21 protein-coding genes are annotated in these 21805 nt (G+C 72.5%); 8 read left to right on the top strand and 13 right to left on the bottom strand.

The features are described from left to right. The first annotated feature begins 164 nt into the window (after positions 1-164). Positions 165-2990 carry a pectate lyase-like domain-containing protein gene (locus tag NUH29_RS03070; RefSeq protein WP_258797478.1) on the top strand — a complete coding sequence of 942 codons (2826 nt, stop codon included), beginning with the start codon at positions 165-167 and terminating at the stop codon, positions 2988-2990. A 51-nt stretch (positions 2991-3041) separates the two neighbouring features. Here NUH29_RS03070 and NUH29_RS03065 read toward each other — a convergent pair whose 3' ends face one another. Further along, on the bottom strand, positions 3042-3392 hold the full coding sequence (locus NUH29_RS03065) for a DUF2200 domain-containing protein (RefSeq protein ID WP_258797877.1): 351 nt from the start codon (positions 3390-3392) through the stop codon (positions 3042-3044). Positions 3393-3438: 46 nt separating this feature from the next. Here NUH29_RS03065 and NUH29_RS03060 point away from each other — a divergent pair, with 46 nt between their 5' ends. Continuing rightward, a complete protein-coding gene (locus tag NUH29_RS03060) occupies positions 3439-3867 on the top strand; it encodes an EVE domain-containing protein (protein WP_258797477.1) in 429 nt (142 codons plus the stop codon). Positions 3868-3873: 6 nt separating this feature from the next. Here NUH29_RS03060 and NUH29_RS03055 read toward each other — a convergent pair whose 3' ends face one another. Further along, positions 3874-4782, bottom strand: a complete 909-nt coding sequence (locus NUH29_RS03055) for a cytochrome b/b6 domain-containing protein (protein WP_258797476.1) — start codon at positions 4780-4782, stop codon at positions 3874-3876. A gap of 11 nt (positions 4783-4793) precedes the next feature. Continuing rightward, on the bottom strand, positions 4794-5156 hold the full coding sequence (locus tag NUH29_RS03050; RefSeq protein WP_258797475.1) for a DoxX family protein: 363 nt from the start codon (positions 5154-5156) through the stop codon (positions 4794-4796). A gap of 109 nt (positions 5157-5265) precedes the next feature. On the opposite strand from NUH29_RS03050, the gene NUH29_RS03045 reads away from it, so the two are divergent. Further along, the gene (locus tag NUH29_RS03045) at positions 5266-5661 is read left to right on the top strand and encodes a winged helix-turn-helix transcriptional regulator (protein WP_308445740.1); all 396 of its coding nucleotides are present in this window, start codon (positions 5266-5268) and stop codon (positions 5659-5661) included. On the opposite strand, the gene NUH29_RS03040 is transcribed toward NUH29_RS03045, so the two are convergent. Beyond that, complete coding sequence (locus NUH29_RS03040) at positions 5658-6230, bottom strand: TetR/AcrR family transcriptional regulator (protein ID WP_258797474.1); 573 nt, start codon at positions 6228-6230, stop codon at positions 5658-5660. The two genes, NUH29_RS03045 and NUH29_RS03040, sit on opposite strands and share 4 nt — an antisense overlap. Before the next feature lie 61 nt (positions 6231-6291). Between NUH29_RS03040 and NUH29_RS03035 the strand changes: the two genes are divergently transcribed. Both NUH29_RS03035 and rlmC read left to right on the top strand, forming a co-directional pair. Next, positions 6292-8700 carry an MMPL family transporter gene (locus NUH29_RS03035; RefSeq protein WP_258797472.1) on the top strand — a complete coding sequence of 803 codons (2409 nt, stop codon included), beginning with the start codon at positions 6292-6294 and terminating at the stop codon, positions 8698-8700. A gap of 167 nt (positions 8701-8867) precedes the next feature. Continuing rightward, positions 8868-9989, top strand: coding sequence for a 23S rRNA (uracil(747)-C(5))-methyltransferase RlmC (gene rlmC, locus NUH29_RS03030; protein WP_258797875.1), 1122 nt, complete (start codon positions 8868-8870; stop codon positions 9987-9989). 6 nt (positions 9990-9995) lie between these two features. Here rlmC and NUH29_RS03025 read toward each other — a convergent pair whose 3' ends face one another. Further along, entirely contained in the window at positions 9996-10289 is a 294-nt protein-coding gene (locus NUH29_RS03025) for a DUF4287 domain-containing protein (RefSeq protein WP_258797471.1), read from the bottom strand. 81 nt (positions 10290-10370) lie between these two features. Here NUH29_RS03025 and NUH29_RS03020 point away from each other — a divergent pair, with 81 nt between their 5' ends. Continuing rightward, positions 10371-11093 carry a hypothetical protein gene (locus NUH29_RS03020; RefSeq protein ID WP_258797469.1) on the top strand — a complete coding sequence of 241 codons (723 nt, stop codon included), beginning with the start codon at positions 10371-10373 and terminating at the stop codon, positions 11091-11093. Between the two features lie 18 nt (positions 11094-11111). On the opposite strand, the gene NUH29_RS03015 is transcribed toward NUH29_RS03020, so the two are convergent. Genes NUH29_RS03015 through NUH29_RS03000 form a run of 4 tightly spaced genes read right to left on the bottom strand, consistent with a single transcriptional unit; the run spans position 11112 to position 16051 of the window. Next, positions 11112-12884, bottom strand: a complete 1773-nt coding sequence (locus NUH29_RS03015; RefSeq protein WP_258797468.1) for a permuted SH3 domain-containing protein — start codon at positions 12882-12884, stop codon at positions 11112-11114. Between the two features lie 7 nt (positions 12885-12891). After that, positions 12892-14124, bottom strand: coding sequence for an ABC transporter permease (locus tag NUH29_RS03010; protein ID WP_258797466.1), 1233 nt, complete (start codon positions 14122-14124; stop codon positions 12892-12894). Next, entirely contained in the window at positions 14121-14828 is a 708-nt protein-coding gene (locus NUH29_RS03005) for an ABC transporter ATP-binding protein (protein ID WP_258797465.1), read from the bottom strand. The genes NUH29_RS03010 and NUH29_RS03005 overlap by 4 nt, the downstream gene beginning before the upstream one ends. Beyond that, a complete protein-coding gene (locus tag NUH29_RS03000; protein WP_258797464.1) occupies positions 14825-16051 on the bottom strand; it encodes an efflux RND transporter periplasmic adaptor subunit in 1227 nt (408 codons plus the stop codon). Before NUH29_RS03000 ends, NUH29_RS03005 begins: the two co-directional genes overlap by 4 nt. 213 nt (positions 16052-16264) lie before the next feature. On the opposite strand from NUH29_RS03000, the gene NUH29_RS02995 reads away from it, so the two are divergent. Together NUH29_RS02995 and radA are read left to right on the top strand one after the other, a co-directional pair. Next, on the top strand, positions 16265-16609 hold the full coding sequence (locus tag NUH29_RS02995) for a hypothetical protein (protein WP_258797885.1): 345 nt from the start codon (positions 16265-16267) through the stop codon (positions 16607-16609). Between the two features lie 36 nt (positions 16610-16645). Beyond that, a complete protein-coding gene (gene radA, locus NUH29_RS02990; protein WP_258797460.1) occupies positions 16646-17998 on the top strand; it encodes a DNA repair protein RadA in 1353 nt (450 codons plus the stop codon). A 9-nt stretch (positions 17999-18007) separates the two neighbouring features. On the opposite strand, the gene NUH29_RS02985 is transcribed toward radA, so the two are convergent. From NUH29_RS02985 to NUH29_RS02970, 4 genes are all read right to left on the bottom strand, one after another. Beyond that, positions 18008-18631, bottom strand: coding sequence for an MBL fold metallo-hydrolase (locus NUH29_RS02985; protein ID WP_258797459.1), 624 nt, complete (start codon positions 18629-18631; stop codon positions 18008-18010). Further along, positions 18628-19161 (bottom strand): SRPBCC family protein, encoded by a 534-nt coding sequence (locus NUH29_RS02980; protein ID WP_258797458.1) that lies wholly within the window; start codon positions 19159-19161, stop codon positions 18628-18630. The genes NUH29_RS02985 and NUH29_RS02980 overlap by 4 nt, the downstream gene beginning before the upstream one ends. Then, entirely contained in the window at positions 19161-19733 is a 573-nt protein-coding gene (locus NUH29_RS02975; protein WP_258797457.1) for a winged helix-turn-helix domain-containing protein, read from the bottom strand. Before NUH29_RS02975 ends, NUH29_RS02980 begins: the two co-directional genes overlap by 1 nt. Positions 19734-19824: 91 nt before the next feature. Beyond that, entirely contained in the window at positions 19825-21789 is a 1965-nt protein-coding gene (locus tag NUH29_RS02970) for a glycoside hydrolase family 2 protein (protein ID WP_258797456.1), read from the bottom strand. Positions 21790-21805 lie beyond the last annotated feature (16 nt).

Here is a 21805-nt window from a genome sequence, read left to right as displayed (position 1 = left end):
ATCCGCCGCGCGGGCGGGGATGGGAGCGCGACCACGGACGGGCGCCGAAATCGGCACTAGCGGGAGCGCTCCCGGTTGCGCCATGATCGGGGTTTGGAACCACTGACTTACACGCCAGTAAGTAAATCCCGCACACCACATCCGAGTTCAAAGGAGAACCCGCAGTGCCTACCCGCCCGCGCATGCGCGCGCTCGGCGCGGCCGCCGCGACCACCGCCGTGGTGGCCGCCGGCCTCGTCGCCGCCGCCCCGTCGGCAGCCGATCCCTCGGCTCCCGACTTCGGTCCCAACGTCACGATCTTCGACTCCACCTGGTCGGTCGACGACATCAACGCCGCCCTCGCCGCCGGCTCGCACGAGAGCGAGTTCAGCCAGAACCGGCACGCCTACTTCTTCCTGCCCGGCACCTACGGCAGCGCCGCGGGCGAGGACGACCCCGCGACCGCCACGGGTGTCGTCAACGGCCAGATCGGCTACTACCAGACGGTCGCCGGACTCGGCGCCTCACCCGACGACGTCGTCATCAACGGCGCCCTGCACGCCGAGGGCCGCCCGCCGACCGACACCTGCCCGTGGGACGGCGGCGAGCACGACACCGCCCTCACCAACTTCTGGCGCTCCCTGTCGAACCTCGCGATCAACCCCATCCAGCAGCCCGTCGCCGGCGACACCGGCGTCCCGGGCGTCTGCTACCCGAGCGAGGAGAACCCCGACGGCATCATGCTGCCCGAGGGGGTGGCCGACCCGCACCAGCTGCGCTGGGCGGTGTCGCAGGCGGCGCCGCTGCGCCGCGTGCACGTGCAGGGGAACCTCACGCTCATGCCGCGCTTCGGCGGCTACTCGAGCGGCGGCTACCTCGCCGACTCGGTGGTCGACGGCACGGTCGTGTCGGGCTCGCAGCAGCAGTGGTACACGCGCGACAGCGAGCTCGGCAGCTGGGACGGCGGCGTCTGGAACATGGTGTTCTCGGGCGTCGAGGGCGCGCCGGCGACGGACTTCGGCACCGCCGGCGGCGTCATCACGAGCCTCGCCACCACCCCGGTGAGCCGCCCGGCTCCGTTCCTGTACGTCACGGAGGACGACGAGTACGCCGTCTTCGTGCCGAACGCGACGACCGACTCGAGCGGTGTGGACTGGTCGACGGATGCCGCCCACGGCACCTCGATCGGCATCGACGACTTCTACATCGCCCACGTCGGCGACACGGCCGCCACCATCAACGCGCAGCTCGCCGCCGGCAAGAACCTGCTGCTCACCCCCGGCGTCTACCACCTCGAGTCGGCCCTGCAGGTGACGCACGCCGACACCGTGGTGCTCGGCATCGGCATGGCCTCGCTCACGCCCGACGACGGCACCGCCGCCCTCGAGGTCGCGGACGTCACCGGCGTCAAGATCGCGGGCATCACGGTCGACGCGGGCGTCACGAACTCGGCGGTGCTCGTGAAGGTGGGGCCGACGGGCGCCACCGCATCCGACGCCGCCGACCCGACCACCCTCTCGGACGTGTTCATCCGCGTCGGCGGTCCGTGGGCCGGCAACGCGACGACCAGCATCGAGGTCAACAGCGACCACGTGCTGCTCGACCACATCTGGGCGTGGCGCGGCGACCACGGCCTGGACGGCAGCGGCACCTGGACGGGCAGCCTCGGTGCCCACGGACTCGTCGTGAACGGCGACTCGGTGACCGCCACCGGCCTGTTCGTCGAGCACTACCAGCAGAACCAGGTGGTGTGGAACGGGCAGGGCGGGACGACGGTCTTCTACCAGAGCGAGATCCCATACGAGGTCCCCGGCCAGGCCGCCTGGATGGACGGATCGCGTGACGGCTTCGCGAGCTACCGCGTCGCCGACGGCGTCACGAGCCACACGGCGACCGGGCTCGGGGTCTACTCGTTCTTCAACCAGGGCGCCGAGGTGTGGGCCGAGAGCGGCGTGCAGGCGCCGCGCTCGAAGAACGTCACCTTCACCTCGATCACGAGCCGGTTCCTGACGGGCTCCGGCGGCATCCGCCACGTCGTCAACGACGCGGGAGACGCGGCCTCGGTGGTCGCGGGCGAGGAGACCCAGCAGCTGGTCTTCTACCCGCCGGCCGACACGACCGCGCCGACGGTCGGGTTCACCGCCTCGCCGGCGTCTCCCGACGGCGCGAACGGCTGGTACGTCTCGCCCGTGGCGTTCACCATCACCGGCACCGACGACTACACCCCGGGCCCGCGGCCCGAGGCCGACGTCGACGGAGCCGGCTGGGCCAGCGCCGAGGGAGGCTTCACGGTGAGCGCCGACGGCGACCACGCCGTCGACACGCGCACGGTCGACGACAGCGACAACGTGTCGGACGTCGTCAGCTGGTCGGGTCGCATCGACCGGACCGCCCCGAGCGTGACCCCGTCGGTGTCGGGCGACGAGGTGTCGGCCACGGCGGACGACGCCGGCTCCGGCGTCGCCTCGCTCGAGTTCGCGCTCGGCAGCGACTCCGTCGTGGGCACCTGGAGCGCCTACAGCGGTCCGGTCGAGGTGACCCCGGGCGCACGCGTCGTGCGCTTCCGGGCGACGGATGCCGCGGGCAACGTGTCGGGGATCGCGAGCGCCTCGGTGCCCGCCACCGACGCGCCGAGCCTCACGCTCAGCCCCGCGACGGTCACGGCCGGTGGCACCCTCACCATCACCGGGCAGAACGTGCCGGCAGGCACGTACACGCTCGTGCTGCACTCGGATCCGGTGACGCTCGCGACCGTGACGGTCGGCACGAGCGGCAGCATCGCGACGAGCGTCACGGTGCCGAGCTCCGTGCCGGCGGGGGCGCACTCGCTGCAGCTGACCGCATCCGGGGGCGCCGTGCTCGCGGCGGCCGACGTGACGGTGCTCGCCGACCCGAGCCTCGCGGCGACGGGCTCGTCGGCGACGGGCGCCGCCGTGTTCGCGCTGCTGCTGCTGGCGCTCGGCGGCCTCGGCCTGCTGTTCGGCCGGCGACGCGCGGTCGCGACCGTCTGAGCCGGAACGTCGCACGGGGCCCCATCCGCACGGGTGGGGCCCCGTCGGCGTCTATCCGACCGGCGCGCGGAGCACCTTCTCCATCGCCTTGCCGCGGGCGACCTCGTCGACGAGCTTGTCGAGGTAGCGGATGCGCTGCATGAGCGGGTCGTCGATCTCCTCGACGCGCACCCCGCAGATGACCCCGGTGATGAGCGAGGCGTTCGGATTGAGATGCGCGGCCGCGAAGAAGTCCTGGAACGTGGTCTCCTCGGCGAGGTGGTGCTGCAGCTCGGCCTCGTCGAAGCCGGTGAGCCACTCGATCACCTCGTCGAGCTCGGCCCGGGTGCGCCCCTTGCGTTCGAGCTTCGCGAGGTACAGCGGGTAGACCCGGGCGACGCTCATGTCGAAGATCCGGTGCATGCCGTCAGCGTAGACGGCGGCGCTCGTGCGGGCGCATGCTGATCCCATGGAGGACTCCGCCCGCGCCTGGCTCGGCGTCGTGTCGCGCGCCCACGTCGAGATCGGCGTCGACCTCGGCATCGCCCAGGTCATGCACGGCAAGCGCGCCGGGCTCGTGCGCATGAAGGCGGGCGACTGGTTCGTGTACTACTCGCCGCGCACCGACTACCCCGACGGCGAGCCGCTCAAGCAGTTCACCGCGATCGGACGGATGCGCGACGACCTGATCTACCAGGAGGGCGACGGCGACTTCCGCCCCTTCCGGCGCGCGGTCGACTACCTCGACGAGGTGCACCCGGTGCCGATCGCGGAGCTCGCGGACCGGCTCGAACTCACCTCGACTCCGAACTGGGGCTACCAGCTGCGTCGCGGGCTCGTGCCGCTCTCGCTCGCCGACCTCGAGGTGATCCGGGACGCGATGACCGCACCGGCCTGAGCGGCGTCAGCGACGCGCGACCTCGCCGAAGGCGCCCGCCACCCGGTCGACGATCGCGGGACGCACGAGCGCCCATCCCGCGGCGATGACGAGCAGCGACGCGGCGAAGATCGCGAAGCCCACCCAGTTGATCTCGTCGCTCTGGGCGTACATGTGGTTGAGGTTGCGCAGGGCCCCGGTCGCGAGCACGAGCGTCACGTGCGCGATCGTGAACAGGACGAAGTAGACCATCACCGGCAGGTGCACGGCCTTCGCGACCGCGAACGGGTAGGCGCGGCTCAGCCGCGTCGCATCGCGGGGCCAGAGGGCCGACATCCGGTACCCCGTCGCGATCGCGAGCGGCGCCGCCACGAACACCGTCGCGAAGTAGGCGAGCTGCTGCAGGCTGTTGTAGTTCACCCAGCCGTTCTCGGTCGGCCAGTCGAGCGACACGTACTGCAGGGTGGCCGACACCGCGTTGGGGAACACCGCCCAGCTCGTCGGCACGATCCGCATCCACTGCCCCGTTGCGAACAGCAGCACCACGTACACGACGCCGTTCACTATCCACAGCAGGTCGAGCGACAGGTGCGTCCAGACCGTCATGCTCATGCGACGCCGGCGGTTGCGGGCCGAGGTCCAGAGCGCAGTCGGGCGCTTCTCGGCGCGCGACTGCAGGCCGGTGCGCACCACGAGCACGAGCAGGAACACGTTGAAGAAGTGCTGCCAGCCGAGCCAGGCCGGGAAGCCGACGGGCGCGGATTCCGGGAGCGGATAGCTGCCGGGGAAGGTCGCGAGGAAGTCCTCGACCGGGCCGAGGCCGCGGAGCCATCGCGCGACGAGCACGGCCGCGAGGGCGAGCAGCACGAGGGCGACGCCGGCGAGAACCCACCGGAGGAGCCGCCGCCGCGGGGTCGGGGCGGGCTCGGTGGTCACAGACTCGGAGACTATCCGATCGCGAGGAATCCCAGCACCGCGCTCGCGGTCGCGAGGGCGACGAGCGCGAACGGGATCGGCGGTTCGTGGCGGCGCAGGTGCACGATCGCGGCGCCGAGCATGAGCACGGCCAGGGCGATCGCCGCGACGGGGCCGAGGATCGGCGCGACGCCGGTCGCCATGGGCAGCACGAGGCCGACGGCCCCGAGCACCTCGGCGGCGCCGATGAGCTTCACGGCCCAGGCGGGGAAGTCCTCCGTCCAGGCCAGGCCGGATGCGGCCAGCTGCTCTGTGGATCGGGCGAGCTTCAGCCCGCCGGCGGCCAGGAAGGCGAGCGCGGTCAGCCCGGCGACGATCCAGTAGGCGATGATCATGGTTCCCTCTCGTGTGGTCGGTTACTTCTTGTGCGTAACCCCATGATGAGTGATCATTGAGACGTGTGCAAAAGGCACACCCCTGTGCCCGAGACACACCGGAGGAACCGTGAGCGCATCCGCCCCCGTCGCCCTCACCGAGTACGAGGGCGCCTGCCTCGACAAGAACGCCGACGAGCGCGCCATCCGCGACGTGCTCACGCGAGTCGGCGACAAGTGGTCGCTGCTCGTCATCGCGACCCTGCGGAGCGGTCGGCTGCGGTTCGGCGAGCTGCAGCGTCACATCCCCGGCGTCTCGCAGCGCATGCTCACCCTCACCCTGCGCCAGCTCGAGCGCGACGGGCTGCTCGTGCGCACGGTGCACCCCGAGGTGCCGCCGCGCGTGGAGTACGAGCTCACCACCATGGGGGCGAGCCTCGTCGACGCCTCGATCGCGCTGCTCACCTGGGCCCTCGAGAACCAGCCCGGCATCGAGCGGGCGCGCGCCGCCTACGACGCCCGCTAGGGCGCGCGCAGCAGCATCGCCACCAGGCGGGCGGCGAAGTCGTCGTCGACCGGGCCACGACGGAGTGCCCGCACGACGACCGCACCGAGCATCGCCTCGACGAGCTCCTCCACCGGCAGCTCGTCGATGTCGCCCGTGTCGACCGCGCGCTGCATCCGGTCGCCGAGCAGCTGCAGCACGCCGAGACGCTCGCTGAAGCCGACGGCCACCGAGGCGTCCTGCGCGGATGCGGCGACGAGCGAGCGCAGCAGCGCGTCGTTGCCGGGGCGGCCGATGAAGTCGACCACGTTCTGCAGCCAGAGGGTGAGGTCGGCCCGCAGGTCGCCGGAGTCGGCGGGCACGAACCACTCGGGCATGATGAGGCCCTCGGCGAGACCCTCGGCCACGAGCGCGCTGCGCGACGACCACCAGCGGTAGATCGTCTGCTTGCCGACACCCGCCTCGGCTGCCACGCCCTCCATGGTCAGCCCGTCGAAGCCGCGCTCCGCGAAGAGGCGGGCGGTGGCCTCGAGGATGGCCATCCGGGCGGCTTCGCTGCGCGCGGGACCCTGGCGGTGCTCGGGTGTCATATCGGGTAGCGTAATCACGAGACGCACCGTCTCGTCTATTCGTCTCGAGGATGGGGACCCCGTGGCCGAACTGCTGTACCGACTGGGCCGCTTCGCCGCCCGCCGAGCCGGGTGGGTGCTCGGGGTCTGGGCGCTCGTGCTGGCCCTCGCCGCCGGCGGGTTCGCCGCCTTCTTCGGCGGGCTGAGCAACAGCTTCGACATCCCCGGCACCGCCTCGAGCGAGGTCATCGACGAACTGCAGCAGAAGCTGCCCGACTACAGCGGCGCCGCCGGCATGGTCGTGTTCCACACCGACGACGGCTCCGCGTTCACCGACGACCAGAAGTCGGCGATCGCCGCGCTCGTCGCCGACACGACCGGCCTCGTCGACGTGGCCGACGTCGTCGACCCCTTCGACGCCGAACAGCAGCGCGCCGACCGGCTCGCCCAGCTCGACGACGGTCGGGCGCAGCTCGAGGCGGGCCGCGCCCAGCTCGACGCCGGTCAGCAGCAGCTCGACGCGGCGCGACAGCAGGCCGAGGCCGCGGGCGCCCCGGAGCAGCTGATCGCCCAGCTCGACGCCCAGCAGCAGGAGCTCGACACGAGCCGCGCGGCGCTCGAGGCGCAGAGCGAGACCCTCGAGGCGGGCGCCCGGCTCGCCGCGCTCTCCGACGGGATCGGCGTGGTGTCGGACGACGGCAGCGCCGCGATCGTCAACGTCGCCTTCACCGAGCCGCGACTCGAGCTCTCGGACGAGGCCAAGCGCAGCGTGGTCGACCACTTCACCGCGGACGAGATCCCCGGCGTCTCCGTCGACTTCTCGACCGAGATCGCCCAGGGCGTGCCGCAGATCGTCGGCGTCGGCGAGGCGGTCGGCGTCGCGATCGCCGCGATCGTGCTGCTCGTCATGCTCGGCTCGCTGCTCGCGGCGGCGTTCCCGATCGTGACCGCGCTCACCGGCGTCGCGGTGGGGGTGCTCGCATCGCTGTCGCTGTCGGGCGCGGTGACCATGGCATCCGTCACCCCGGTGCTCGGCGTCATGCTGGGGCTCGCCGTCGGCATCGACTACGCGCTGTTCATCGTCAACCGGCACCGCCGGCAGCTGCTCGCGGGCGCCGAGGTGCACGAGTCGATCGGGCTCGCCAACGGCACCGCGGGCACCGCGGTGGTCTTCGCGGGTTCGACGGTCGTCGTGGCACTGCTCGCCCTCTACGTGACCGGCATCCCGTTCCTCGGCCTCATGGGTGCGGTCGGCGCGTTCTGCGTCGCGATCGCCGTGCTCATCGCGATCACCCTGACGCCCGCCATGCTCGGCCTCGCCGGCACCCGGATGCTGGGCCGCCGCGGCCGCCGCCAGCTCGCGACGGGGACGGTGCCCCACCCCGCCGACAGCGCGAAGCCGATGGGCTGGGCGCGCGCCGTCGTCACCATCCTCCTCGCCGTGGCGGCGCTGCTCACGATCGCGATCCCGGCCGCCTCGATGCGCCTCGGGCTGCCCGACGGCGGTGCCGAACCGGAGGACTCCACCACCTTCCGCGCCTACCAGGTGATCGACGAGCAGTTCGGGCCGGGCGCCAACAGCCCCCTCCTCGTGACCGCCGAACTGCCCGCGGGCACAACCGACGACCAGGTGCTCGGCATCCAGCTCGACGTCGCACAGGCGATCGCCGACGTCGACCACGTCGAGGCCGTCGCGCCGATCGCGGTGTCCGACGACGACCGGCTCGCCGCCTTCCAGGTGCTGCCGAGCGACGGCCCGAACAGCGAGTCGACCGCCCAGGTGGTGCGCGAGCTCCGGCAGCTGCCGCCCGTCGACGGAGACATCGCGCTCGGCGTCGCCGGCCAGGCCGCCATCAACATCGACATCTCCGAGAACCTGGCCGACGTGCTGCCGCTCTACCTGCTCGTCGTCGTCGGACTCTCGCTCGTGATCATGATCGTCGTGTTCCGCTCGCTGCTCGTGCCGATCATCGCGACGGGCGGCTTCATCCTGTCGCTGCTCGCCACCTTCGGCGGGCTCGTCGCGGTGTTCCAGTGGGGCTGGTTCGCGGGGGTGTTCGGCATCACGGTGACCATGCCCATCCTGAGCTTCCTGCCCGTGATCCTCGTCGGCATCCTGTTCGGGCTCGCGATGGACTACCAGCTGTTCCTGGCATCCGGGATGCGCGAGGCGTACGTGCACGGGTCGGTCGCGCGGCTCGCCGTGGCGCAGGGATTCCGCGCCGGACGCTCCGTCGTCGTCGCGGCGGGCCTCATCATGGTGGCGGTGTTCGGCGGCTTCGTCTTCTCGGAGTCCGTCATCATCCGCCAGCTGGGCTTCGGACTGGCCGCGGGCGTGCTGCTCGACGCGTTCGTCGTGCGGCTGCTGCTCATGCCGGCGCTCATGCACCTGCTGGGACGCGCCGCCTGGTGGATCCCGCGCTGGCTCGACCGGGTGCTGCCGAACGTCGACGTCGAGGGGGCGGCGCTGGAGCGCCGGCACCACGTCTGAGCGTCGGCCCCCTCCCTCCTTCTCCTTCCCCTCTCCCTCCCCTCAGAAATGCAGGAGGAATCCGCGCCCGGGGGCGGCAGCACCGGCCCGCCGGCGGCAGCCGTCGGAAAACTCCTGCATTTCTGGGGTGACGGATGCCATCCGCCGACCCGCGTAACGTGACGAGGGTGCAGTGCGACTACTTCGACGCGGGGGTGTGCCGCTCGTGCACGCTCATGGGCGTCGGATACGACGCGCAGCTCGCGGGCAAGGTGGCGCACGCCGAGTCGCTGCTGGCACCGTGGGCGGATGCCGAGTGGCTGCCGCCGGTCGCCTCGCGCCCGGAGGCGTTCCGCAACAAGGCGAAGATGGTCGTCGGCGGCACCGTCGACGCGCCCAGCCTCGGCATCCTCGACGCCGAACGGCACGGCGTCGACCTCACCGGATGCGGGGTGCTGGCCGAGGGACTGCGTGCCGCGTTCCCCGCGATCACGACGTTCATCACGCGCGCCCGGCTCGTGCCGTACGACATCCCGGCGCGTCGCGGCGAGCTGAAGAACGTGCTGCTGACCGAATCGCCCGACGGGCGCCTCATGCTGCGCCTCGTGCTGCGCTCGACCGAGTCGCTCGGCCGCATCCGCAAGCATCTGCCCGAGCTGCTCAGCGCGCTGCCGCAGTTGGCCGTCGTGTCGGCGAACCTGCTGCCCGAGCACAAGGCCGTGCTCGAAGGCGACGTCGAGGTGCCGCTCACCGCCGACGAGACCCTCGCGATGCGACTCGACGACATCGTGCTGCACCTGCGGCCGGGCGGCTTCTTCCAGACCAACACCGAGATCGCCGCCGGCCTCTACCGACAGGCGCGGGCCTGGATCGACGAACTCGCCCCCGCCACCGTCTGGGACCTCTACTGCGGCGTCGGAGGCTTCGCGCTCGCCGTCGCGGCACCCGGTCGCCGTGTGCTCGGCATCGAGACCAGTGCCGCCGCGGTCGAGAGCGCCCGGCACTCGGCCGCCGAGGCGGGCCTCGACGCCGACTTCGCGGTCGGCGACGCCACCGCCGTCACGGGGGCGGATGCACCGGATGCCGTCATCGTGAACCCCCCGCGCCGCGGCCTCGGCGCCGAACTGTGCGCCACGCTCGAGAACTCGACCGTCGACACGGTCGTCTACTCGAGCTGCAACGCCGAGACGCTCGCCCGCGACCTCGCCGAGATGCCGTCACTGCAGCCGCATCGCATCCGGGTGTTCGACATGTTCCCGCAGACCGACCACTACGAGGTCATGGTGCTGTGCCGTCGGGCGCCGCGATAATCCGCCTCAGCGGTTCGGGTTGGTGGCCTTGCCGTCGAGCCAGAGGGTGTTCGAGGGGTCGCTGTGGGCGGTGCCGCTGCCGACGTGCTTCTCGGAGATCTGCGGCCCCTTCTGGATGACGTGCACGAGCGCCATCGCGTGGCCGCGCCCGAGCCCGTAGTCGGCCGCGAGCCACTCCACGATCGCGCCGGCCTTGACGCCGGGCTGATCGAGGCCGCGCTCCGCGGCGAGTTCGACGAAGCGCCGCGGCGTGAGCCCGGTCTTGTCCTCGATGTTGTCGAGATACGCCTGGAACGACATGCGCCGAGTCTGCCACCCGCCGCCGTCAACCGGCGGGACGCCCGCGCACGTCGTCACTACGACCGACCCCGGGAGGGCACCATGCGCACCACCACCGCATCCGTTCCGCTTCTCGTCGTGCTCGCGCTGGCGCTCGTCGGATGCGGCCCCGCCGCTCCGTCCGGATCGCCGACGAGCCCTCCCGCGAGCGCGGAGCCGTCCGCGGCCCCCGTCGACGACGAGGCGGACGCGCCCGAGCCCGCCGTCGACCCGCTCACGACCGTGACCCGGATCATGGTGCGCAGCGACATCCTGTACTTCGGCGACACCGCCGGGTGGGCTCTCGACGGCTTCCGGTACACCGACGACCCGACGCAGGTGGTCGCGATGCTCACGACGGTGTTCGGTGCCGCGCCGAGCCTGTCGACCGAACCGGGCAGCCTCGAATCGAACCCGGCCGAGCTCTACGACTGGGGAGGGTTCGTGCTCGGCGTTCCGCAGATCACCGGCGAGCGCGGGCTCTACGACCTGCTCTTCGTGCGGGCGAGCAGCCCGAGCATCCACGGCGTGACCGTGGAGACCGCGGACGGCATCCGGGTGGGCAGCGCGATGGACGACGCCCGCGCGCACGCCGTCGCGACCATGGACTGGGGCATGGCGATCGAGGCGGAGCTCGACCCGACCCCCGTCGACCCCTCCCTCGTGGGCGCGGGCGCCGGACCCGACGACGACGAGCTCTTCCTCTACGTGGCGGCGCTCGACCTCGAAGGCGGGGCGGCGGTCGTCGACGAGATCAGCGCGCCGCGCCGCAACTTCGGGTCGTGAGCGCCGCCCGCCGGCCCCTCACCCGACGGAGGGCGGCCCGCCCGCGCCGCCGGGGAAGCTGCCCGTCCCGCCGCTCGTGAAGGTGCCCCCGGAACCGAACCGGCCCTGGCCGCCGAGACCGGAGGTCGTGGTCGCGTCGTCGCTCGTGATGTCGGCCCCGAGATCCGCGATGACGACCTCGTCGCCCGCGCTGAGACCGGAGGTGATCTCGACGCTCTCGGAGCCGATCGCCCCCACCTCGACGGGCACGCTCGTGAGCTGCCCGTCGACGAGCCGCTGCACCGTGTAGGTGGTGCCGTCGACGTGGAGGGCCGACAGCGGGACGGTCAGCACGTCGCTCGCCGCCGCGATGTCGACGCTCACCTCCACCGCCGCGCCGTTGAGGAGCGTGTCGCCGTCGGGGTCGATCGCCACCTCGACCTCGTAGGCCGGGGTCGAGGTCTCCGAGACGTTGACGAGCCCCACCGACGAGACGGTCGCGGCGTAGCTCGCACCGCTCGAGGTGATCACCGCGGTGCCGGTCTGGCCGGCCCGCACCTTCGAGATCTGCGCGAGGGTGACCGTCGAGGTCACGGTGTACCCGTCGTCGCCGATGATGGTGGCCACCTGCGTGGTCGACCCCGCCGAGACGTCGTCGCCGACGGCGAACCCGACGTACGCGACCGTGCCCGCGATCGGCGTGGTGAGGCTCGCCGCGGTGAGGTCGTGGCGGGCGACGTCGAGATCCGCCTGCGCGAGGTCGATCGCCGCGCGGTCGGCCACGATGTCGGCCGCCGAGGCCGTCGCGCCCGACCCGCCCGCGGAGGAGCTGCTCCCGGATGCGGATCCCGACCCCGCCGACGTCGCCGACCCCGCGGACGAGCCGCCCGCCGACCCGCCGGAGGTCGAGGATGCGGCGATCGCCGCGCGGAGCTCGCCGATCGCGTCGTCGAGGTCCGTCATCCCCGCCTGCACCGCCGCCTGAGCGGACGCCACGACGGTCTGCGCGTCGCCGACCCCGGCGATCGCCGCCTGGCAGTCGGCGAGCAGCTGCTTCACCGCGTCGAGGGTGAGTGGCGTCGCGGTGTCCTCCTCGTCGTCCGCGGCCTCGGCGCCCTCCGCGGCCTCCGTGTCACCGGTGTCGCCCGGATCCGCGAGGGTCGCGTCGAGGAAGGGCTGGCAGAGGGTCGCGGCCGAGGTCTGCGAGTCCTGCGCGTCGGCGAGGGCGTCGGCGGCCGTCTGCGCGAGCGTCAGCAGACTCTGCTGCGCGGCCACCACCTTGTCGACCGCGGCCGACAGGGCGGCCGTGTCGGAGCCGTCCGAGCCGCCGCCTGCGGGCGTCGAGGAGCCTCCCCCCGACGACGACGCGGACGAGCTCGAGTTCGAGCTCGTCGAGGTCTGCGAGGCGAGGTCGTCGGCCAGGGCCTGCTCGGCATCCGCGAGCCGGGACTCGGCCGAGTCGACGGCGTCCTGGAGGTCCGCGTCGTCGATCGTCGCGAGCACCGCCCCCGCCTCGACGGTGTCGCCGACCCTCACGTTCACCGAGTCGACGGTGCCGGACGCGCCGAAGGCGCGATCGCGGCGGGTCGCCGAGGCGAGCGATCCGCTGAGCGACAGGGTCTCGTCGACCGAGCCCGACTCGGCGGTCGCGGTGCGGTACCCGGATGCGGTTCCCGCGGCGTTCGCCCAGGCGATCCCGCCGCCGGCGAGCACGAGCGCACCGGTCACCACGCCCGCGCCGATGACACGGCCCCTCGTGAACCAGCCGCGCCAGCCGCGAGATCCGGCGGTCTTCTTCGTCTTCTTCACCATGTCTCCGTCATTCCGTCCGCAGGGCGTCGATCGGCGCGAGGCGCGCGGCGCGCGTCGCGGGGTAGACCCCGAACACGATGCCGATCGCGATCGACACCGCGAGGGCGCCGCCGACGGCCGCCGGCGAGAGCACCACCGAGCTGCCGATGATGGCGGGCAGCACGAGCGTTCCGAGCGCACCGAGCAGGGCGCCGAGCACGCCGCCGCCGAGCCCGAGGATCGCCGCCTCGGTCAGGAACTGCCGCCGGATCGCCCACGGCGGGGCGCCGAGCGCCTTGCGCAGGCCGATCTCGCGGGTGCGCTCCGTGACCGAGACCAGCATGATGTTCATCACGCCGATGCCGCCGACGAGCAGCGAGAGCGCCGCGATGCCGGTGAGCAGGATCGTCAGGGTCTGGTAGATCGAGGTGGCCGTCTCGACGAGCGCCTCCTGGCTCGAGATCGAGAAGTCGGCCTCGTCGCTCGAGGTGATGCCGTGCCGGTTCAGCAGGATCGTCTGGGCCTCCTGATACGCGGCCGAGAGCTGCTCGGCGGATGCCGCCTGGATGTAGATCGTCGACACGCTCGCCGCGGAGGTTCCGCCGACGAGCACGTTGGCGACCGTCGACATCGGCGCGACCGCGACGTCGTCGAGATTCGACGAGCTGTCGGATCCGGCCGAGTCGAGCACGCCCACGATCTGGAAGCTCGTCCCGTCGATCTCGACGCTCTGCCCGACGACGTTCGTGCGGCCGAAGAGCTCGGTCGCGGTCTCGGAGCCGAGCACGACGACCTTCGCCGCCTCGTCGACGTCGTCCTGGGTGAAGAACGACCCGTACTCGAGGGTGCGGGCGCGCACGTCGAGCCACGACACGGTCGTGCCGGTGACCGAGGTGGTCCAGTTGGTGTCGTTCGCCTCGAGCGCGAGCGAGGTGGTCTTCTCGGGCGCCACCCCGGCGATGTCGGGAGCGTTCACGTCGGAGGTGAGCGCCGCCGCATCCGCCTGGGTGAGCGTGGTGGCGGTGCCGAAGCCGCCGCGCATCCCCGAGGAGTCCGTCGTGCTTCCGGGCGACACGATCAGCAGGTTGCTGCCGAGCGAGTCGATCTGCGCCGAGACGTCCTTCTGGGTGCCGAGGCCGAGGCCCACGGTCAGGATGACGGCGGCGATGCCGATCAGGATGCCGAGCACGGTCAGCAGGGAGCGCATCGCGTGCGAGCGCACCGCCGACCACGCCGTGTGCAGGGTCTCGGTCCAGTTCACGCCGCCACCGCCGAGGGCTCGACGATGAGGCCGTCCTTGACCCGTACGAGGCGCGAGGCGTGCTGGGCGACCTCCAGCTCGTGCGTGATGAGCACGATCGTGCGGCCGGCGTCGTTGAGCTCCTGGAACAGCCCCAGCACGTCGGCCGTCGACACGGAGTCGAGGTTGCCGGTGGGCTCGTCGGCCAGGATCATCGTCGGCTCGCCCACGAGGGCGCGGGCGACCGCGACGCGCTGCTGCTGGCCGCCCGAGAGCTCGCCGGGGCGGTTGTCGAGCTTGTCGCCGAGGCCCACCCTCTCGAGCGCGAGTGCGGCGCGCTCGCGCCGCTCCTCCTTGCCGACGCCGGCGTAGACGAGCGGCAGCTCGACGTTGCGCCAGGCGGACAGCGAGGGCAGCAGGTTGAAGCCCTGGAACACGAACCCGATCTCCCGGTTGCGGATGCGGGCGAGCTCGGCCTCGTCGAGCTCCTCGACGTCCTCGCCGGCGAGCCGGTAGCTTCCCGCGGTGACGACGTCGAGGCAGCCGAGCACGTTCATGAGCGTCGACTTGCCCGAGCCCGACGGCCCCATGATGGCCACGTACTCGCCGCCGCGGATCTCGAGGTCGATGCCGCGCAGGGCTTCGAACTCGATCGCGCCGGAGCGGTAGGTCTTGCGCACGCCGCTCAGCTCGATGACGGGCGGGGCGCTCTGCTCGGCGCTCATCCGTTCGTCCCCTGCGGGCCGCCCTGACCGCCTCCGGGGAAGGTGGCGCCGTCCGGCGGGCTGAAGTCGCCGCCGCCCGGGAACTGGCCGTCGCCGCCGCCGGGGAACTGCCCGGTCTGCCCCTGGTTGCCCTCGCCGGGGGTGAAGGAGCTCACGAGCACCTCGTCGCCCTCGCTGAGGCCCGAGGTGATCTCGGTCAGGTTGCCGACGGTCTCGCCGACCTCGACGGTCGTCGTGGTCTTGGTCCCGTCGGATGCCACGAGGGTGACGGTGCTCGTGCCGTCGTCGGCGGTCGTCACGGCGGCGCTCGGCACGGCGAGCACGTTCTCGCGGCTCTCGTAGACGATCTCGAGATCCACGGAGACGCCGTCGAAGAGGCCGTCGGCCGTGCCGTCCACCGTGATCGTCACCGGGTAGGCGGCCGCACCGGAGGTCGTCGAGGGCAACAGCCCGACCGTGGTGACGCTGCCCTCGAGGGTGGCGCCGTCGTCGGTGGTGAGGTGCACCGCGTCGCCCGCGGAGATCAGTGCGACGTCCGATTCGCCGACCGTCGCGGTGATCTCCCATGCGTCGGTGCCGACGATCGTGAAGGCGGCCGTGCTCGTCGACGCGGAGCTCGAGCCGCCCATGCCGCTCGATCCGGACGAGCCGACGGCGTCGCCCACCGCCACGTTCACCGCGGTGACCGTGCCGGCGACCGGGGCGAGGAGGGTGGCTCCGTCGAGCGCCTCCTGCGCCGAGGCGACGTCGGCCTCCGCGACCGAGACGGATGCGGCGGCCGCCGCGATCTCGGCGAGATCGGCCGTCGACCCGCTCGACGACGACTTCGCGTCCGCGTACTTGGCCTGGGCGGAGGCGAGGGTCGACTCGGCCTCGAGCAGGTCCGCGTTCAGCTGCAGGGTGTCGATGGTGCCGAGCGCGTCGCCCACGGCGACGACCTGGCCCTCTGCGACGTCGACCGAGAGCACGGTGCCCGAGCCCTCCCAGCTGACGTCCTCGTTCACGAGGGGCGTCAGGGTTCCGCTCGTCGTGACCGACTGCTCGAGCGTCTGCAGGCTCGCCTGCGACGTCATGTCGAAGGACTGGGCCTCGGCCGAGCTCTGCTGCGCGCCGGGGATGGCGAAGCCGAAGACGTAGACGGCGCCGCCGCCCAGGACGAGCGCGGTCGCCGCGCCGATGATGATCCAGGTGCGCGTCCGAACGCGCGTCGGGAACGATGCCAACGCTCTGCCTCTCTGACCCCCGCGGGCGCGCCGGGTCGCAGGGCCGACGGTAGGGAGGCCGGATGGACGGTTCGCTATCGCTTGCTATGGGGAGGCTGGGAACGGATAGCACCCCGCGCGTTCACCCGCAAGCCCCCCGGCGTTCTTTGGTCGCGTCGGCGGCGGCGAGCAGGATGGGGAGCACAGCCCGTTCACCACGAGAGGACCGGCACCATGACCACCACGCTCACCCCCGCGACCCCCGCCCCCGCTCCCGTCGCATCCGGCATCCGCTGGGCCTCCGTCGCCGAAGGCCTCTGGGCCGGCACACGCGACGGGGAGTTCCTCGGCACCGTCGAGTTCGTCGACGGTGGCTTCGAGACCGCCGACGAGCGGGGCACCCGCATCGGTCGCTCCCACTCGCTCGTCGCCGCCCAGCGTCTCGTCGAGTCGCCCGCCCCCGACGAGGAGTCGGTGCTCGGCTGGCGCGACGAGCGCCCCGTGCTCGCCGCCGGCTGGCTCGGCTTCGCGGCCCTCGCCGTGACGGCGGTCGGCCTCGCCTGGAACCTCTACGTCTGACGGGCCACCGTCACCGGTCGCGCCTAGGCTGACGGCATGGCCCGTCCCGCAGCTCCCGGCTTCTCCTGCGCGGAGTGCGGGTGGACGGGTGCCAAGTGGTTCGGCCGATGCCCCGAGTGCCAGGCGTGGGGGTCGATCGTCGAGCGCGGCGCCCCGACCACGTCCGTCGCTCCGGCATCCGTGCCGGCCGCACGGGCCGCGAAGCCCATCACGGCGCACGTCGTCGACGACGCCACCCACCGCCCCACGGGCATCGGCGAGTTCGACCGCGTGCTCGGCGGCGGCCTCGTGCCCGGGGCCGCGGTGCTCGTGTCGGGCGAACCGGGCGTCGGCAAGTCGACGCTGCTGCTCGAGGTCGCCGCGCGGGTCGCCCGCCGCGGCGCGCGCGTGCTGTACGTGTCGGGTGAGGAGTCGGCCGGTCAGGTGCGCCTGCGCGCCGAGCGCACGGGCGCGCTCGACGACGAGCTGTACCTCGCCTCCGAGACCGACCTCGCCACGGTGCTCGGCCACGTCGACGCGGTCCGTCCGGGCCTGCTCGTCATCGACTCGGTGCAGACGATCGCGTCCGCCCAGTCGGATGGCGCGCCCGGCCAGCCGGCGCAGGTGCGCGAGGTCGCGGGCACGCTCATCCGGGTGGCCAAGGAGCGCGGCATCCCGCTGCTGCTCGTCGGCCACGTCACGAAAGACGGCTCGATCGCCGGTCCGCGGGTGCTCGAGCACCTGGTCGACGTCGTGCTGAGCTTCGACGGCGACCGCCAGACGGCGCTGCGCTTCGTGCGGGCGCTCAAGAACCGCTTCGGCCCCACCGACGAGGCGGGCTGCTTCGAGATGACGGGCGACGGCATCGCCGAGGTGCCCGATCCCTCGGGTCTCTTCCTCTCGCGCTCCGCGACCCCGGTCGCCGGCACCTGCGTCACCGTGGCGCTCGAGGGGCGCCGCGCACTGCCCGTCGAGGTGCAGGCGCTCGTCGTCGGCACGAGCGCACCCAACCCGCGGCGCGTGGTCAGCGGAGTCGACGGCGCCCGGGTCGCGATGCTGCTCGCCGTGCTCGAGAAGCGCTGCCGTCTCACCCAGCTCGCCCAGTCCGACGTCTACGTGTCGACCGTGGGCGGCATCCGCCTCGCCGAACCGGCCGCCGACCTCGCGATCGCCCTGGCCATCGCGTCCGCCGTGAAGGACACCCCGCTGCCCCGCACCCTCGCCGCGATCGGCGAGATCAGCCTCGCGGGCGAGGTGCGCCCGGTCGCCGGCGGCCGCCAGCGCTCGGCCGAGGGCGCACGCCTCGGCTACCGCACCATCATCGACGCCGAGGTGGGCTCGCTGCAGACGGCCGAGTCGCTCGCGTTCTCCGCTCCCGGGCTCGAGCGGGTCGAGGCGCCCGCGTTCTGAGCCGGCGCGTCAGTCGCGGGGCGCCGACGGGCGCCACGCCTCGTGGGCGTGCGACATCCAGACGCGCGCGGGGTCGAGCGAGCGCACGAGGCGCTGCCCCTCCGTGGTCGGCTCGTCGAGCTCTCCGGACCAGACCGCGGTGTCGCCGACGATCAGCTCCGGATGCGCGCCGTTCTCGATGACGACGATCTGCGACCCCGCCGTGTGGCCGGGAGCGGGCAGCAGCCGGACGCCGGGCAGCAGCTCGCGCTCGCCGTCCACCGGCACGTACCGCACCGGCGCGCCGGGCGGATCCACCCACTCGGGGATCGTGTACTCGGAGCGCGTCCGCGCGTCGTCGAGCTCGCGGCGCTGCACATGGATCGGCACGCCGTCGAAGAGGTGGTTGCCGCCGCAGTGGTCGGCGTGCAGGTGCGTGTTGACGACGAGGTCGATGCGCTCGGTCATCCGCGGGTCGCGCGGCAGGATCCGCGGGTCGAGGTCGGCCAGGGCGGGGTGCAGGCGGGTGAGCCCGGTGTCGACCAGCACCCGCGCATCCGGATGCTCGATCAGGTGCACGTAGACCGGCATGCCGTCGTCCACGCCGAGGAGCTCGGCGACCCGGATCGGGGTCACCGTGATCCGGCGGTTCATCGCGCCGTCTCCGCGGAGAGGTGGGCGGCGAGCCGGTCCCAGATCGGCACGGTGCTGCCGACCATCTCGTCGAAGAACTCGCGCTCCCAGTCCGCGCCGGTGCCGTAGGAGCTCGTGACGATCCGGATGACGCAGCTCCCCCCGGATGCGGCCTCGACGAGGAACTCGGTCGCGACCGGTCCGACGCGGGGCAGGGTCTCGGCGACCCGGTCGAGGGGGACGCCGATGCTCGCGAGCCACGCGAGCATCCCCGGCGGGATGTCCTCGACGCGATCCCCGAGCGGCCAGGGCTCCCGGTAGGCGAATCGCGTGGGCGGCGTGCAGTGGGTGACGACGCCGGTGCTCGTGAACCCGCCGAGGTCGAACGAGACCTCGCCGCCCACCCGGGGGTCGAGACGGGTCGGCACCATCCACGAGGAGACGCCGTGCGCGGTGGCGATGGCCTCCCACACCTGCTCCGGCGTGGCCGGCACGCGATAGCTGCGTTCGCTGCGGTACTCGGCCTCGGCGGTTCCGTCGTCGTGCTCCATCAGACCTCCCGGGGCCGCGGATAGGACGAGACGGCCAGCCGATGCGGCCGGCCGTCGTCGTGGTGGTAGCGGGCGACCAACGCGGCGATCGCGGACTGCAGTTCGGCGGAGAACGCCGCCCGGTCCTCGGCGGAGGCGAACCCGATCACCGCGTCGAGTGCCAAGGTGGGCACGCGGGCGCCGTCGGCCGCGGCGCGCGCGACGACCCCGCCCTCCGAGACGGTCCGCGCGCCCAGGGCGATGAGATAGGCGATCGAGAGACGATCGGCGATCTGCTCCGGGTCGGCGACCTCGCCCTGCAGCAGCTCGGGGGCCACCACGAGGCGTCGGGCGGTGCGGCGCATGAGGCGTTCGACGATGCCGCCCCAGCTCCGGGTCTCGGCCTCCTCGACCAGACCGTGGGCCTCGAGTGCCCGCAGGTGGTAGTTGGCCTTCTGGCGCGTGAGTCCGACCGCGCTCGCGACGGCGGACGCCGACGCCGGTTCGTCGAGGGCGTCGAGGATCGCCGCACGGATCGGATCGAGGGCCGACTCGACCGCGGCCCGGTCGGTCAGCACCTGAACGTCGTCCATGTCGCCCACCGTACGACTTGACAAATAAAACTGTCAAGAGGATGGGGAGTGGCGCGCACCGGACGTTGGCGGGACCGGCGCGCGCCACGGCTCAGGCCGAGCGAGCCCCCCGGCGGTTCGGGGTCTCGACGGGGGCGGCGTCGACGAAGGTGGATGCGCACGTGGCGCCCCCTGCGTCGACGACCCAGAGATGCAGGCGGGCGGCAGCCGGCGGCGGCGGCACGCGGAGCGTCACCGCCGCGCTCAACTCGAAGGGCGTCACGGGGTCGAGCTGTGCGCTCGCCGCGGGGCTCCCGCTCCCGACGGATGTCGAACCGGCGAGACCCCAGGCGGCGTGCACGACCCCGTGCAGCGGCTCGCGGCCGTGGTGGGAGACGTGCAGGCCGAGCTCGACGGGGCCGTCGGGCACGGGGATGTCGGCTCCGGCGTGCGCGGGCACCAGGTCGACCACGAGCACCGTCTCCGCGTGCATCCGCGCGTAGTCCAGCCCTCCGGCGTCCTTCGCCCGACGGTCGACGTCGACCACGCCGGCCATCTCGTGCTCGACGTCGGTCAGCTCGGTGTACACGTATCCGGCGAAGCGGTCGTGCCGTCGCAGCTCCTGGGTCTGCCAGCGCGAGTGCCAGGCGCGCTCGAGGCTCGTGAACCCCGCCCCGTACTCGCTGTTGACGATCGGCACGCCGGCGCGGGGGAACTCGGGCGAGCCGTACAGGCTCTTGTCGACCACGAAGTCGGGACCGAGCTTCACGGGCCAGTCGTCCCGTCGACCGGCGGCGAGCTCGGCGAGGTTGCGCGCCCACGACGCCGGATCCTCGTCGTAGTAGTGCCAGTCGACGAGATCGCTGCGCACGTGGTTCCAGCCCGAGTTCTCCACGATCGGGCGGGTGTCGTCGAGGGCGCGCATCGCCTCGTAGGCGTCGACGGCCGCCGCCGCACGCTCGGGGCTCCCCGTGATGTCCCAGTCGAGCCCCCACTCCTCGTTGTAGAGACCCCAGATGACGATCGAGGGATGGTTGCCGTCGCGCTCCACCATCGCGGGGAGCTGGGCGAGGAACGCCTCGGCGGACGCCGGGGTCCAGCGACTCGGTGCCGGCGGCTCCGCCCACACGAGCATCCCCATCCGGTCGGCGTGGTGCAGCCAGCGGGGCTCCTCGAGCTTGATGTGCTTGCGGACCATCGTGAAGCCGAGCTCCCGCGCCAGCTCGAGGTCGCGCACGAGCGCCTCCTCGCTCGGGGCGGTCAGGCCGCTCTCGGGCCAGTACCCCTGATCGAGCACTCCGCGCAGATAGAGCCGTTCGCCGTTGAGGTACAGGCGCTCCCCTCGCGCCTCGATGCGGCGCAGACCCGCGGTGACGACCACGCGGTCGTCGGCCGTCGCCACCTCGAGCTCGTAGAGATGCGGGTCGGAGGGCGACCAGAGCCGGGGCTCGACGACGTCGATCCGGGCGGCGAAGGCGCCCTCGACCACCTCGAACGGCACGCCGTCGATGCGGATCTCCCCGGCATCCGCGGTGCCGGTGACGTCGAAGCCGGTGAGCGAGTCGCCGCGCACGACGACGGAGCGGATCTCCTCCCGTCCGCGCCCCTCGAGCCACACCGACTGCCAGATGCCCGAGGTGGGCGTGAACGAGACGCCGTCGTAGTCGTCCCGCGGGATCGAGCGCTGCTTGCCGTGCACGATCTCGCGCTTGTCGGCGGGCGCCTCGACCTCGACGACGAGCTCGCCGGAACGTCCCGTGATCTCGAACTCGAACGGCACGCTGCCGCCCACGTGCTCGCCGACGGGCTCCCCGTCGATGCTCACGCGCGCGCGATGGTGCACGCCGCCGAAGCACAGGTAGGTGCGCGGCCAGTCGGTCGCCGGGATCTCCCGCCGGTAGACGCCGCGCTCCAGCCAGGTGCGCTGCACGCCCGACGCGGGCGTCTCCCAGGCGAACGGCACGGTGATGCGGGTCGCCCCGTCATCCGTCTCGAAGTCCCACTCGCCGTTGAGGCTGAGCCACCGATCGGAACGATCGCGGTCGGGGCGCGGGTACTCGGACTTGGGGACGGTCATGCGTGGCCTTTCCATT

Source organism: Protaetiibacter mangrovi (assembly GCF_024752305.1).
Taxonomy (GTDB): domain Bacteria; phylum Actinomycetota; class Actinomycetes; order Actinomycetales; family Microbacteriaceae; genus Homoserinibacter; species Homoserinibacter mangrovi.
This window is presented reverse-complemented; position numbering and strand designations above follow the sequence as displayed.

Excerpts from the sequence above, each read along its gene's own strand:
- NUH29_RS03025 (WP_258797471.1), bottom strand. The coding sequence starts at position 10,289 with ATGTCGTTCCAGGCGTATCTCGACAACATCGAGGACAAGACCGGGCTC.
- NUH29_RS03005 (WP_258797465.1), bottom strand. The coding sequence starts at position 14,828 with ATGAGCGCCGAGCAGAGCGCCCCGCCCGTCATCGAGCTGAGCGGCGTG.
- NUH29_RS02985 (WP_258797459.1), bottom strand. The coding sequence starts at position 18,631 with ATGAACCGCCGGATCACGGTGACCCCGATCCGGGTCGCCGAGCTCCTC.
- NUH29_RS02970 (WP_258797456.1), bottom strand. The coding sequence starts at position 21,789 with ATGACCGTCCCCAAGTCCGAGTACCCGCGCCCCGACCGCGATCGTTCC.
- NUH29_RS02995 (WP_258797885.1), top strand. The coding sequence starts at position 16,265 with ATGACCACCACGCTCACCCCCGCGACCCCCGCCCCCGCTCCCGTCGCA.
- NUH29_RS03065 (WP_258797877.1), bottom strand. The coding sequence starts at position 3,392 with ATGCACCGGATCTTCGACATGAGCGTCGCCCGGGTCTACCCGCTGTAC.
- NUH29_RS03040 (WP_258797474.1), bottom strand. The coding sequence starts at position 6,230 with ATGACACCCGAGCACCGCCAGGGTCCCGCGCGCAGCGAAGCCGCCCGG.
- NUH29_RS03050 (WP_258797475.1), bottom strand. The coding sequence starts at position 5,156 with ATGATCATCGCCTACTGGATCGTCGCCGGGCTGACCGCGCTCGCCTTC.
- radA (WP_258797460.1), top strand. The coding sequence starts at position 16,646 with ATGGCCCGTCCCGCAGCTCCCGGCTTCTCCTGCGCGGAGTGCGGGTGG.
- NUH29_RS03020 (WP_258797469.1), top strand. The coding sequence starts at position 10,371 with ATGCGCACCACCACCGCATCCGTTCCGCTTCTCGTCGTGCTCGCGCTG.
- NUH29_RS02980 (WP_258797458.1), bottom strand. The coding sequence starts at position 19,161 with ATGGAGCACGACGACGGAACCGCCGAGGCCGAGTACCGCAGCGAACGC.
- NUH29_RS03015 (WP_258797468.1), bottom strand. The coding sequence starts at position 12,884 with ATGGTGAAGAAGACGAAGAAGACCGCCGGATCTCGCGGCTGGCGCGGC.
- NUH29_RS02975 (WP_258797457.1), bottom strand. The coding sequence starts at position 19,733 with ATGGACGACGTTCAGGTGCTGACCGACCGGGCCGCGGTCGAGTCGGCC.
- NUH29_RS03060 (WP_258797477.1), top strand. The coding sequence starts at position 3,439 with ATGGAGGACTCCGCCCGCGCCTGGCTCGGCGTCGTGTCGCGCGCCCAC.